This is a genomic window from Nitrospira sp. (assembly GCA_029194675.1).
In the GTDB taxonomy this organism is placed as follows: Bacteria; Nitrospirota; Nitrospiria; order Nitrospirales; family Nitrospiraceae; genus Nitrospira_D.
Genome location: JARFXP010000001.1, coordinates 297,910 through 310,827, shown reverse-complemented (window position 1 = coordinate 310,827; position 12,918 = coordinate 297,910). Strand labels below are relative to the sequence as shown.

General features: G+C 56.2%; 13 protein-coding genes. 7 read left to right on the top strand and 6 right to left on the bottom strand.

The features are described 5' to 3' along the window. Positions 1–1,132: 1,132 nt before the first annotated feature. The 4 genes from P0120_01475 to P0120_01460 all read right to left on the bottom strand — a co-directional run bounded on the left by P0120_01475 (position 1,133) and on the right by P0120_01460 (position 4,678). A complete protein-coding gene (locus P0120_01475) occupies positions 1,133–2,047 on the bottom strand; it encodes a nucleotidyl transferase AbiEii/AbiGii toxin family protein (GenBank protein ID MDF0673000.1) in 915 nt (304 codons plus the stop codon). After that, complete coding sequence (locus P0120_01470; GenBank protein MDF0672999.1) at positions 2,047–2,655, bottom strand: type IV toxin-antitoxin system AbiEi family antitoxin domain-containing protein; 609 nt, start codon at positions 2,653–2,655, stop codon at positions 2,047–2,049. The genes P0120_01475 and P0120_01470 overlap by 1 nt, the downstream gene beginning before the upstream one ends. A gap of 1,309 nt (positions 2,656–3,964) precedes the next feature. Further along, positions 3,965–4,297, bottom strand: a complete 333-nt coding sequence (locus P0120_01465; protein ID MDF0672998.1) for a helix-turn-helix transcriptional regulator — start codon at positions 4,295–4,297, stop codon at positions 3,965–3,967. A gap of 204 nt (positions 4,298–4,501) precedes the next feature. Then, on the bottom strand, positions 4,502–4,678 hold the full coding sequence (locus tag P0120_01460; GenBank protein ID MDF0672997.1) for a hypothetical protein: 177 nt from the start codon (positions 4,676–4,678) through the stop codon (positions 4,502–4,504). Between the two features lie 418 nt (positions 4,679–5,096). On the opposite strand from P0120_01460, the gene P0120_01455 reads away from it, so the two are divergent. Continuing rightward, a complete protein-coding gene (locus P0120_01455; GenBank protein ID MDF0672996.1) occupies positions 5,097–5,351 on the top strand; it encodes a type II toxin-antitoxin system RelB/DinJ family antitoxin in 255 nt (84 codons plus the stop codon). 3 nt (positions 5,352–5,354) lie between these two features. Continuing rightward, a complete protein-coding gene (locus P0120_01450) occupies positions 5,355–5,624 on the top strand; it encodes a type II toxin-antitoxin system YafQ family toxin (GenBank protein ID MDF0672995.1) in 270 nt (89 codons plus the stop codon). Between the two features lie 80 nt (positions 5,625–5,704). Here P0120_01450 and P0120_01445 read toward each other — a convergent pair whose 3' ends face one another. Next, positions 5,705–5,986, bottom strand: a complete 282-nt coding sequence (locus P0120_01445; GenBank protein MDF0672994.1) for a hypothetical protein — start codon at positions 5,984–5,986, stop codon at positions 5,705–5,707. Between the two features lie 270 nt (positions 5,987–6,256). On the opposite strand from P0120_01445, the gene P0120_01440 reads away from it, so the two are divergent. Both P0120_01440 and P0120_01435 read left to right on the top strand, forming a co-directional pair. Beyond that, positions 6,257–6,499 carry a hypothetical protein gene (locus P0120_01440; GenBank protein ID MDF0672993.1) on the top strand — a complete coding sequence of 81 codons (243 nt, stop codon included), beginning with the start codon at positions 6,257–6,259 and terminating at the stop codon, positions 6,497–6,499. Positions 6,500–6,562: 63 nt separating this feature from the next. After that, on the top strand, positions 6,563–6,991 hold the full coding sequence (locus P0120_01435; protein ID MDF0672992.1) for a hypothetical protein: 429 nt from the start codon (positions 6,563–6,565) through the stop codon (positions 6,989–6,991). Positions 6,992–7,079: 88 nt separating this feature from the next. Here P0120_01435 and P0120_01430 read toward each other — a convergent pair whose 3' ends face one another. After that, positions 7,080–7,889: a hypothetical protein gene (locus P0120_01430; protein MDF0672991.1), complete on the bottom strand. Its 810-nt coding sequence runs from the start codon at positions 7,887–7,889 to the stop codon at positions 7,080–7,082. A gap of 291 nt (positions 7,890–8,180) precedes the next feature. Between P0120_01430 and P0120_01425 the strand changes: the two genes are divergently transcribed. The 3 genes from P0120_01425 (at position 8,181) to P0120_01415 (ending at position 12,912) form a co-directional block, all read left to right on the top strand. Continuing rightward, positions 8,181–8,768 carry a hypothetical protein gene (locus tag P0120_01425; protein MDF0672990.1) on the top strand — a complete coding sequence of 196 codons (588 nt, stop codon included), beginning with the start codon at positions 8,181–8,183 and terminating at the stop codon, positions 8,766–8,768. After that, positions 8,765–9,748: a relaxase/mobilization nuclease domain-containing protein gene (locus P0120_01420; GenBank protein MDF0672989.1), complete on the top strand. Its 984-nt coding sequence runs from the start codon at positions 8,765–8,767 to the stop codon at positions 9,746–9,748. The genes P0120_01425 and P0120_01420 overlap by 4 nt, the downstream gene beginning before the upstream one ends. Positions 9,749–10,056: 308 nt before the next feature. Then, complete coding sequence (locus tag P0120_01415) at positions 10,057–12,912, top strand: SNF2-related protein (protein MDF0672988.1); 2,856 nt, start codon at positions 10,057–10,059, stop codon at positions 12,910–12,912. Positions 12,913–12,918 lie beyond the last annotated feature (6 nt).

Sequence of the window (12,918 nt, the reverse complement as noted above, 5' to 3'; positions counted from 1 at the left end):
TGAGGTATGGAGTGGACAGCAAAGAAATGTGAGATCACTCTCTGTCGGCATCGCTCTACTTGACGCCGACCTATCTTCCACTTCAGACTAACGATTGGCCATTGAAAGTCCTAAGTTCTTGGTCCTGAATGTTAAGTGAGTTGCCGAGGCCGCCTCCAATTCATTGCTTTCAGAACCAACAATTCAGCACTCAGCACGGTGAGGTTGCGCCCGTAGCTCAGTCGGATAGAGCATCAGCCTTCTAAGCGCTTCCGAGTCCTCCCACTATCTCCTTGTTCAATCTGTGAAATGTCGCTCCAGGAGCGGTGCTTAGCTATTTTGTGAGTTCAGTTTGGCTCAGTCCAATTGAGGGCAATTTAGGCCAATTTTGCTGTGGCATTAACACTCTAATAACACGTAGGGTTTCTATTTAGATAAGTTAGATTTGCTCGACGCTTTCTTTACGGTCTCTGGATGCGCTCGGTTCCTCGTTCCCTGGCGCGGGTTCTCTCTCGCCTGTCTGGTCGGCTCGTGTGACTCCTGGCTGGTCACTCACCCCCCCTTCTCTTCGGGTCCCGAATGCCCAGCAAAGAGTTCTGCTCTGCATTTTTGACCATTGGATCTTTGGGAATTGTCCTACAGGCTTCACTGGGCAAGGGGCTTCGGCGGCCATGTATCTGATGCACCGCGTCCGGAGACGCCGTGCCAGGTGGAGTCAGGCACCGTCGTATCGCGCCACGCGACTCGACCGAGCCAAGAGAACAGCGTAACGCTATAAGTGGTGTGGCACGCCCGTGGCAAGCGCGCCACCGAGGACGGTGTCACGTGTGCAGTCGGGCGTGGACACAGACTAGGAGATTCTGTTGCGTCCGATGTAGGTGAGGGGCGCAACAATGTGTTCAGAAGAGGTCGGTGTTCAGATGCGCTGTGTGAGGCCGTTCAGGATCGGTTTGGCTTTTCAGTGGGGAACCTGGAGGACAATCTTCATGACTTGGAATTCGACCAGGACGACATCTTTTGGAAGTCTGTGATTATGACGCGAACTCGGGCAACGGCATTCCAGTTGACGTGCACAAAGTATCGCTGTCCATTCTTGACCGGCACCGACTTCATTATCTGTACTGAATTGGGGTCCGAACTCTGAGCCTAGATGTCACGTCCAGGGCCCGCCGGCTGGCCAATGGCGGTCGAAGCGCTCGCTGTTGGCCGAGGCTCGCATGGGAGGCATCAGGAAACCTCGAAGTAACTCCACAACCTCATTGAGTGACACCTGTTCAGCAGCAAGATGGCCTTTCCGGACAAAGGCATTCCACTGCGTCTGTTTGAGGCGATCCTTCACAAAGCGATCCGTCAGCGCAGTGGGGATATCCACCGGGAATGGAGTCTGTCGCCGCGTAAACGTGGCCTTGAGCGCGTGGCTGACGATAGAGCCCTCAAACGAATGACCGCTGGCAAGCAGCCAAATGTCATAAAAATCCTTCATTCGGCTATTTGCTGAATCCAGCATCACCATCGCCTGAAATTTCTCCGCGATTGCACTCTCAGGAGAGTACGCCAGAAGATGGGGGGACGGAAAATCTAGGAGCGCTGGGAAATCAATCGGAATCGGCCCTGGAACGATGACGTCACCGAATCCGACATCCACCTGCATGTTGAGCCGGATCTTCCCAATATGGGATATGAACGTGACACGGATGCCCCCATACTGATCCTCAAGGCGAATGGGCTGGGCTCGCACGGTGGCTGGCTCGAAGCGGCAGCCGTCATCCGGCACCTGGTGCATACAGACGTCCTTGATGACCTGCTCCAACTCATCCTGGGACAACATCTGCCGCCCCATCAGATCCACATCGATTGTCGGACGCGACAGGGGCGCATCCCAGATCCGAAGCATAAGCGCCCCCTTGAGATAAAACCGAGTGGCATGCGGCGATTGACTGAGGCGGAACAGGAATCGTTCAATGGCAAAATACTGCAGCAACTCTTGAAGCGGGCGACCCTGATCCTTCGCCTGATTGAGCAGCCGCTGATGAATCGATGCCGGCAGATTGGATGAATGACCAGCCATTATGTCAGCGCCTCCAGATATGGACGCATGACACGTTCCACTCGACAGAGGCGGGCATACTGAAGCAGTGCACGGGGCGTCACGTGCTTCCGCTCACGGGCTAGTCGCAGCGCCTCAACGGCCACATCAATGCCAATTTTATTCCGAAACTTGAAGCAGTCCACCACCGTCTTTGCTGGGCCATAGACGCGAAGCGGGATCCCTTCGATGACATGCGTTTCGATCCCTTCAGTGTACGCGGCACCCGTCATCAGAAAGACGCGAAGCGGAGGATGGTCGAGCCTTGGATATCGGGCCCGACGAGGCAATGCAATCTGGACCTCGTGCGGGATTTGGGTGGTGAGGCCATGGAAAGAGAGTGCCGAGATGAGACAAATCACCGCCTGCGGGACTCGACGCGCCACGACAAGAAGATCCGGATGGCTCGGCTCAGGCAGGTCGGCCAGCCGATAGACTCCCCGTGTCACCGCGACAAGCCACCCGGTGTCACGAAGGTGGTAGAGAATGCGCGGATGGATCCCCAGCTTCAGGGCTTGAGAGGTTCGTAGCACGCCCCGATGGCGGCGGAACACAGCTTTAGCTCGGCGATCCAGCTGAACGCGCTTCATAGGTATGGATAAATATGCATGCACTTACAGATAAATGCAAACGGTTTTATCCAGATAGGGACCACTACCGGCCAGCTCGAATCAGGGTTTTTTTTTAAGAAACTGTTCAGCGATCTAGTCTTGACACCTGACCGAGAGGGAAACTTTGAACCCCACACCGGCCCATTCTTGTTTGAGTTCCAACGCGACGAGATGTCCAGCCAAGATGTCTGCTCTGCATGCTTGACCATTCACCATGTAGGATTCCCCCGGAAGGCCTCTCTGGGCTGAGACTTTTCCTGTCAGGCCTGCGAGGCCCCGCGTCGGGAGACGCCGTGCTAGGTGGAGTGGGGCACCGTCGTGTCGCGCGACGCGACTCGACCGTGCCAAGAGAACAGCCGTCGCGCTTTAAGGGGTGTGGCACGCTCGTGGCCACAAACTGGGACATTCTGTTGCGCCCCGATGTCGGTGAGGGGCGCAACACGATGTTGAGAGGAGGTTGGTGTGCGAGTTCGGTGTCTGAGTCCGTCCATGGTCGGCTCGGCTTTTCGAGGGTGATCGAAGAGCAGAGTGAGCGACAGCATCGCTGGGGCGAGGAACGGAGAGTTTCGTGTGGTCCTGCAACTCCGTGCCACGTGAGAAAGATGGCGGTGCTGGATGCTTACGGGGATGTCCTTGTGAGCAGTAGTGAATGGCCAATTCTCGTTCCTTTTATCCTTTCCCAAAATGAGCTCGCCCTTCGACCTTTGTGCAATGGAGGGGATACACGGCACAATTGAGAGGACGATGCGTGGCAATAACTAGGGACACACCAATTTATTGACCAGTTGGCTGAGTTCACATGATCATGTGACTTTTCGCAGGTTGCAGAAGGCTTGTGAGGGAGTAGTCTCCTGTCCGTACAGCAGACTGGTTGGATGAAAACCGCATCGAAGTAATTCCGAATGACGAAGGAGGTTTCGTATGATTCGCATGCTATGCACGCTGCCCGTTGCCCTTTTGGCGGGTGCTATGATCGCTGGCTGTGCCGATGATTCCTTGTCGGGTCGGCAACGACCCGCGCCTGGCTATGACAACGTGAATATGGGATCGTCACAGCCTGGCCAATCGCATCGTTCCGATGAACCTCCTCCGGCTGCACAACAGGATCCTTACAGCCGGAGCCAGCCTGGATACTATTAGCAGGACGCCCTGGCCCCTAGTGTTGTGATGCGCTGAATGGTCAGTATCCGTCAAGAAACGAGAGGAGGGACGGGTTCTGAGGAATGACAGGGAACGTCCGGTTCATCTCTTAGGAGAGGGAGCACCTTTGCAAGAGAACGCTCCGTGCTTACGGTAGTGCCAGCATCAGATGTCCGATGCGAGCAGAGGCTGGCCGAACTTTGATTTCAATATCGTAGCCGAGCCGATTCAGGCACTCCATCAGTTTGCGTTCAGACACATTGAAGTCCCCACGCATCATGCTGGAGACCTTCGGTTGTCTGAGCCCCATCCGTGCGGCCGCGGCTTGCTGGGTCAGCCTTTGTCGGCGAATCGCTCTCCGAATCTCGATTACCAACCCGGCCTTAATCTGGAGTGTATCGGCATTTGGCAGGTCCAAGTCTGCGAAGACATTGCCAGATCCGCGAGAGACCTCGGTCACTTTAATGACTCGTTTTTTCATGTCGTCGCTCCTTGGCCAGCGCCTCAGCCACGTTCAGCCTGGCGCGGATGACGGCGAGATCCTCCTTCATTACGCCACATGCGGGCGCCGACGCGATCGTGCACGACTCTTAAGCGTACGTGGTCGGCGCGGAGCCTGGTGTTCCATGGCTGCACGCAAAATGCGGTTCAGCCGCGTCTGATAGCCCTTCCCATGCAGTTTGGGTCAGTCGAGCACATTGACGTCGAGACGCACTGTGACTTGTTGCTTCGACGGTGGCCAGGCCTCGGTCACCTTCTTGAAAAATGAGGGACCCAGCGGTGGGATCTCTGAATAGTCGATGTCCCGATCCTTAAGCCGGTCAAGCCTCGCCAAGTCGCTTTCGATAGATTTTCTGCTCACGTCGGTTCGCCTTTCTCATGGAGATCATGCGCGTCACCTCGTGCCCGTGCGGGGCGTGAGCCATCACCACGACTCGCTTATCACGCACGTTCGACTGTAGCTACGTTTGTCCTGCCATGCAAGTCAACCATGGGAGTGGGTGCGTGGCGAATCTCGTCGTGAGCGAAGACGTCGGTGGGGGAGGCGGGCCGAGAGAGGAGCCCGCTGGTGCTTTGCGCGATCGGTCCCACGTGTACGATTCCTTCAAGGCCGTCAGAAACGTAGCGTGTTGATCATTCCGTGGGTCTGTCACAGGGGCTACTGTCACGTTCTAGCTATTGAACAACCCTCTTACACATGCCTACCAGCTGAGAATCATCTTTCATTCGCGCGACAAATGGCGTACAATGGGAGCATGAGAAAAGCTGGACACATATCTATGTCTGACCGCATCAACACTCGTATTGATACCGGCCTGAAGAAGAAGGCTGTGAAAGTCTTTGACCGCCTCGGCCTGACTGAAGCCGAAGCCATCCGTCTCTTTTATGCCCAGGTTGAACTCCACCAGGGTATCCCTTTTCCTCTCATGATCCCAAACGCGCACACGCTGGAGGCTTTTGAAGAGGCAAAGCATCCCGAGAAACTCCCCTCGTTCAAAAGCTTTCGTGCCCTCAGAAGCCGCACGGGCACCTAAGTCGTGCTTCTCCTCAAGACCACCAGCCGTTTTCTCAAGGACCTTAAGCTTGCCAAAAAGCGAGGCTACGATCTCGACAAACTCGAAGCCATCGTTGACCTTCTTCAGGCCCAACAATCATTGCCCCCCAAGAACAAGGACCATACTCTTACCGGTGAGTGGAACCACCATCGTGAATGTCATATTCAGCCAGACTGGCTCCTCATCTACAGAATTGAAGCCACGTTCCTCATTCTCGAACGGACGGGCACGCACTCCGACCTGTTTGACTGACGTTGAGTGTGAACAGGATCAGGCACCGTCCCAATAGACGGGTAGGCAGATCTCGCGATATGGTTCGCTTTCCATCTCGATCACGGCTTGCTCGCGCGACTCAGCGTGTAGAGCACCTCAAAGATTTCACGGCTCTTATCACATGACAGTTCCCCTCCGGCCTCGCAGGCCATTAGGCGTTCCACCGCGTTCAGCAACCAATAAAGCCGGATGCATCGTTGCGTGCTGGCCGACAAGCGCGTCAGGCTCAAGACCGTCTCGAAGCCGACTCGTTGACTCTCTTCCATCGTGGCGAACGGGCTTAGTCTCTTTGATATGTGATCAGGACCTTCTCGCCTCGTCCGTTGAATCTGCGCTGTCATGCGGTGCTGGTGATGAGCGGGGACCAGCTTGTGGTTTTAGGTCCGGTGCCTGTGCGCATCCGGCCGTCGCCCTGGCTTTCCACCGGCGGGCTGCGTCGATCATGCCCGCGCGCCGCTAGAACCAGCGTCGTCTTTCACGAGCATTCCTCCGCATCGCGCCCGCCGGCCCGCCAAGAGCGGCGGCCTCTCTGTCTCCTTTGTCGTCGCTGTGTGGCCTCCACTGCTTAGTGAGAGGCCAACACATCAACTCTAACTAAAGGAGACAACACTATGGCACCTCAAGACAAGAAACCCCAGCCGGTCACCACGCTTCGATGCAGTCGCATCAAGGCGAGCATCTGGAAGAACCAGGGCATGAACGGTCCGTTCTACAACGTGACCGTCGCCCGCTCGTACAAGGACCGAGATGGAGTGTGGAAGAACTCCGAATCCTTCGGCCTGGCGGATCTCGACGCGCTGGTCGCGGTCGCCCAACAGGCGACACGCTGGATCGCGGAGCGGTCGGATCGCTGACCGTAGTGTGGAAGCCTCCGGCCCTCGTGCCGGGGGCTTCCTTCACCTGAAGTGAGGAACAGAATGATGAACATGTATCAAGCCTTTGCGACGGAGCTGAATCAACTGCTCAATGGCGCACGCGCGGTGCGTATCACCGTACCTGGCTACATGCCACTCTCGGTCGAGGAGATTGGATCCAGTGGAGACGGATACCGGCTACTGTCATTGTGCCATTATGGCGAACAGAACGGCGACCTCATGCGAGATCCCGACATCGTATTTCTGTTTCACAATGTACCCGACGGCGCGGCAGCCGAACCGGTGTCGTTCCGGAACGACTACCTGGGGCTTTCGCAAGAAGTGTATCGGTATGACGAGACGGGCAGACGTACCCACGTCGTGTCCTCACTGAAGCAGGACTTGAAGGAGTTTGCCCGGGCCTGGTTCGTGACGCTCCGAGAGCAGGGATTCTTTGCCTCGACGGCGGTGCGAGAGATCCTGTCTCCGTGATCTCGTCGATCCGGTCAGGGGGCATGATGTGATCACATCATGCCCCCGTCAAAAAGAAAACCCTGACAGAACATGGAACTGTTGAGGCTTACTGCTTCACGCCGAGAACGAGATGGCTGGTGGTCCGGGTATGGTTGAGGGCGGCAATGTACAGCCGTTGTGTGGCGACATCGTAGAAGGCGACCCCCGTGAGCGTCTCGCTTCCCTGGCGACAGTCGCCACCTTCCAATGTCATAGAGGTGTGAAACACATTGCCCTGTGCCCAAGGAGACAAGGTCCCCACAACGGTGCAGCCATTGGTCGAATGACCGGAAAGCGTTCCAACTGACTGCACGGTCACTGTGACCGTGTGATTGTCGGTGCGAAGTCCTGAATAGGTCCCGGCCACCAGATTCGGAGCCAACTCAGAGTCCCCGTCGTACGTACTCGAAAAGCTGTCTGTGTCGCCAGTGACGTAGGCGATCGTCCCGTCAAAGCTCTTGTTCGGCACGTAGCCGCCACGCATCGACGCCGCACGAATGCCCGTACCTTCCAGGTTAAAATCTCTGGTGTTCGAGGACCCGAAGGAGCCGGAGTGTGACGTGCCAGCGCCCTGAATGAGTCCTGCCAGGATGTTAGGCTGGTCTTTTGCCGTATAGAACAGCCAATACGATCCGTCGTCGAGGACCAGTCCAGCGACGGTGCGTCCGGTAGAAGTCGTGCCTGTCCAGCGACCTTCTGCCGAAGTGGCCGTGGGCTGCGGAAGAGAGGAAGCGTCGCTCTTGCCATATCCACCGCCACAGGCGGCAGGGGCGAAGCCACTATTAAAACAGTTTGCAAAGCTGCTACAGGCCACAAGCCCACTCATCAAGCCGAGGGCCAGAAGGCACCGAAGAACGGTTGTCCCGGTCATGTGCATGGTGATGCCCTCAATAACGTATGAGGGGTTCTCTGTCACAGGATAACAGGAAGAGATCCCCCCTCAAATCGGGTCCCCCGAATGGCTGGAAACTAGACCAGCCGACTCCTCATGCCAGCCTGTTTCGCTTGCCAGAGGCGCCATAAACCGGCTGATCCGGGGCGCATTTCTGGCGTCCTTAGCCCAGTGCGAACAGTTGACCGGTGGTCATAGATCCGTATCGTCGTAGGCATGGTGTAAGACCGATTTGAAGAGGTTGCAGGATATGGCTGTGAGCCCCATTTGTCTTACATGTTGAATCTGTTGTATGCTCTCAGTCCCATGCCTACTGCCTCTTCTGAAAGACGGACCACGACGATCACGGTGGATCTCGGTGACCTGAAAGCGCCTTGGCAGGCTTGGTGTCAGCAGCAGGGGGTTACACCGAGCCATGCCCTTCGGCAGGTCTTACGGCAGGCCCTGGACGGGCACCCCACACAGGCCGCTCCTCCTCGGCTGCGCGTCACCCGGCGAAGAGAACGAGCCACCGCCCGCATGAAACTGAATGTGACGCCCTCCGAACTCGCCGCGCTGCGAACCTGTGCCCGGCATGAGGGCTATCAGCCGACGAACTGGGTGGTCGCGTTGATCCGCACCAAGTTGACCGGAGAACCGCATGTGGGGCAGTCAGAACTCGCCGCCCTGACCCGCTCGAATCAACAGCTCCTCGCCTTGGGAAGGAACCTGAACCAGATCGCGAAAGTCTTGAATACCTCTCCTCAAAACCGAACGGCGTTTCGGGTGGAGGTGATCACCGAACTCTCCCGCGTGATCCGAACCCACACTGACCGGGTCTCTGATGTCTTGCGCGGGACTGTGGCGCGCTGGTCTCTTCAATGAGTCCTTCAATTAGTCCAATCGACCTGAAACTGGATGAGTGGGGGAGTCGGCTCTTCAATGTCTCAACGGAGACCCTCCCACGGCCGCAGTCCAACAGGAATGGTCGTCTGAGTTTCGCCAAGCACGTGAGTACTGGCGGACGGCTCAGCACGTCACAGGCTCGGGTGACCTATGTCCGGCAAAAGCTCAAGGCCATGGTCCGCCGTTCGCCGCAAGTCGTGGTAAAACTCGTCAGGGCGCCGAAGGGGATGAAGGGCATCTCGAACAACCTCATCTACATTTCGCGTGATGGCCAACTCGAGATCGAGGATCAGGACGGTCAGGTGATTCTTGGGAAGGATGCAGTGGCCGATCTGAAAACCGAATGGCGCGATGGGGGGACACCGATCCTCGCGGACTCCACGATGCGCGATGCCTTTCATCTCGTTCTCTCCATGCCGACACGCACCGATCCGCTATCGGTCCAACGGGCGGCCCGTGACTTTGCGATGCGAGAGTTCTCAGGGTTTCAGTACGCGATGGTGCTCCATACCTTTGAGACCGATCCGGATCCACATCCGTCCCGGCATCCCCATGTTCATTTAACGGTGAAAGCGGCAGGTCTCGATGGGATTCGGCTCAATCCAAGAAAGGTCGATCTGCAGCGCTGGCGAGAGGGGTTTGCGGAGGCCTTACGAGAGCATGGCATTGAGGCGACGACCACGAGCCGGATTCATCGGACCACACATGAACGATGGACGGTGCGGCATCGGCCTGAACCGAGCAAAGAAGGGGAGACGTTGGAGCGGTTGAAGCGCACCACTCGGCGACATGGACGAGCCAAGGAAGTCATGCGGAATTATGAGCAGGTAATGCGGACGTTAGCCCGATCAGATCGTGGGGAGGATCGGCAACTGGCCGCAGACTTGGTCCATTACCTAAGTGAGCGGTCGCGGGAGGTCCCGAAAACTCGTTCGCCGGAGCGCGATCGGTCTTCCTAAGCTACCGCACCGTCCGTTTCTTGATCCTTAATTTATTATTGCGTCTGCTGTGTCATAGGCCCGAGATCCCAGGGGGCTCCACGCTGGAGCTTTGTATTGTGCCAGGGGCACGAAACTGGGGTTAGGCTTCGGAGGCGTTTACCCGAATAGAATCGTTTTGGATCAGGTGTGCAATATGAATATTGTGGACCGACATGCGAGGGTATGGTCATCTAGGAAGGTAGAAATCTCTGTATTCCAGATGATTTCTGAAGGACAAAAGGGTAAGCTGCGCCACGCTATGTGGTTTCCATCCAAGGGGTCTTGAGTTGATAGGGCTGACTCCCTACCACGCCAAGTATTTTGCCCATGAACTTACCAAACGCTGTCCGTCGGATAGCATTGAAAAGCTCGCCAGTGCTCTGGTTGATGCCCAGGTCGATCTCAATCCCCATCAGGTTGAAGCAGCCCTGTTCGCTTTTCGTTCTCCACTTTCGAAAGGTGCGCTGCTAGCCGATGAGGTGGGTCTTGGAAAGACCATTGAGGCGGGGCTGGTGCTGTCGCAGAAATGGGCCGAGCGGAAGCGGCAGGTCCTCATTATCACACCGTCTAACCTTCGCAAACAGTGGCATCAGGAACTCCAGGAAAAGTTTTTTCTTCCTTGCCGTATTCTGGAGACGAAATCTTATAATGAGGCCGTCCGGCAGGGCAATGTCCGCCCATTTGAATGCAGCGACATCGTCATCTGCTCCTACCAGTTTGCACGCTCCAAAGCGGCAGAGATCAGTCTCATGCGCTGGGATCTGGTTGTGATCGATGAAGCTCACCGCCTGCGGAATGTCTACAAGCCAACGAACGTCATCGCCAACACAATCAAGCACGCCCTCAAGGACGCTCCGAAGCTCCTGCTTACGGCGACGCCGCTGCAGAACTCGTTGCTCGAATTGTATGGCCTCGTCAGCGTCGTCGACGATCGGATCTTTGGTGATCTCAAGAGTTTCAAGGAGCAGTTTGCAAATCTTCACAACCAGGCCACGTTCGATACGCTGAAAGCCCGTCTCCAGCCGCTCTGCAAACGAACGCTGCGCCGCCAAGTGCTGCCCTATGTGCGCTATACCAAGCGCTTGCCTATGATGCAGCCTTTTACACCTGCGGAAAATGAAGATCGGCTCTATCATCTGGTATCCGATTATCTCCGGCGCGACAATCTGCAAGCGCTTCCATCGAGCCAACGATCACTGATGACGCTCGTCCTCCGTAAGCTCTTGGCATCCTCCTCCTTCGCCATTGCAGGAGCCTTGAACTCAATGAGCCAACGACTCCGCGAACGCCTTCGACAGGCTGACGGGCCGAACCCACTGGAAGAGGCGTTGGAAGAAGACTTCGAAGCACTCGAGGGAATGGCGGAGGAGTGGGATGAGGAAGAAGCCGCTTCGAAAGTACTGACCGAGGCGGACCGTAAAGCCATCCAACAGGAAATCGATGATCTCGAAGGGTTTCGCAAGCTGGCGGTCTCGATCGTGCACAATGCCAAGGGGCAAGAGCTGCTCACGGCACTGCGTACGGCCTTTGGTAAAGCCGAAGAATTAGGCGCGGCTCAAAAGGCCATTATCTTCACCGAGTCCAGACGTACACAGGAGTATCTTCTCCGAGTACTCGCCGACAGCCCTTGGAAGGATTATATCGTCCAGTTCAATGGTTCCAACAATGATGAGAAATCGAAGCAGATCTATCAGACCTGGCTCCAGCGACATCAGAATACCGACCGGGTGACCGGCTCTCGCTCAGCTGATATGCGCTCCGCCCTCGTGGACTATTTCAAAAAACCGGGTCAGATTATGATTGCCACGGAAGCGGGGTCGGAAGGTATCAATCTCCAGTTTTGTTCGCTTGTCGTGAACTACGATCTCCCCTGGAATCCCCAGCGGATCGAGCAGCGCATTGGCCGCTGTCATCGCTATGGGCAGAGGCACGACGTGGTCGTGGTGAACTTTCTGAATCAGAACAACGAAGCGGATCAGCATGTGTTCCGACTCCTGTCGGAGAAGTTCCAACTCTTTGAGGGCGTGTTCGGAGCCAGCGACGAAGTATTAGGCGCGATTGAGTCCGGGGTCGATTTCGAGAAGCGGATCGCGGACATCTATCAACGATGCCGGACTCCGCACGAAATCAAAGTCTCGTTCGATCAGCTACAGAGCGAGCTCGGCAGCCAGATCGACGAAGCCATGACGAAAGCACGCCAGCTCCTGTTCGAACACTTCGACGACGAAGTGCGCGAAAAGCTGCGGGTGAGCGATGAGAACTCTAGACTGTACCTGAATCGCTACGAGCGCATCCTCATGCAACTCACCCGTTATGAGCTGCGCGACCATGCAGACTTTTTCACCGACTCCTCCTTCAAATTACAAACCTGTCCATTTGAGGGCGAGATTCCGCTGGGCTTGTATGAGCTGCCTCGCCGAACAGGAGAGGTTCACCTGTATCGGCTCGCTCATCCATTGGCGGAGCAGGTTGTGGGACAGGCAAAGGGTCGCCTCCTTGAATCAGCGGAACTTACATTCGAGTATCGCAAGCACGACGGAAAAGTCACGGTTGTCGAGCCGCTCATCGGAAAGTCTGGGATCTTGAATGTCTCACTGTTTACCGTCGAGGCGCTGGATCAAGCTGAGGACTACCTCATCTGTACAGGCGTGACCGAACAGGGCGAAGTGTTGGATGAAGAAGTTGTCCAACGGCTCTTCTCCTTGCCAGGAACGATCAGCCAAACAACCACCTCGTCACTCAGCCATCCTACACTCCGTACCAGGACGGAAGAGCGGCAGGATGCCATTCGTAGACAGATTTCCAAACGCAACGCCGAGTTCTTTGAGATCGAAGTCGACAAACTGGATTCCTGGGCCGATGACCTAAAAGTGGGCTTAGAACGCGAGATTAAGGAATTCGACCGGCAGATCAAGGAAGCCCGCAGGGCAGCAGTGGCAGCGTTGACGTTGGAAGAGAAGCTCGCCGGTCAGAAACAGATCAAGGCAATTGAAGCAGAACGAGGCAAGCGGCGGAGAGCGTTGTTTGATGCCCAGGATGAGATCGACAGTCGGCGGGAACAGCTCATTAATGAGATTGAGGGGAAGTTGCAACAAAAGGCAAGCTCCGAACACCTTTTTGCCATTCGTTGGCAGGTCCGATAGAGCTAA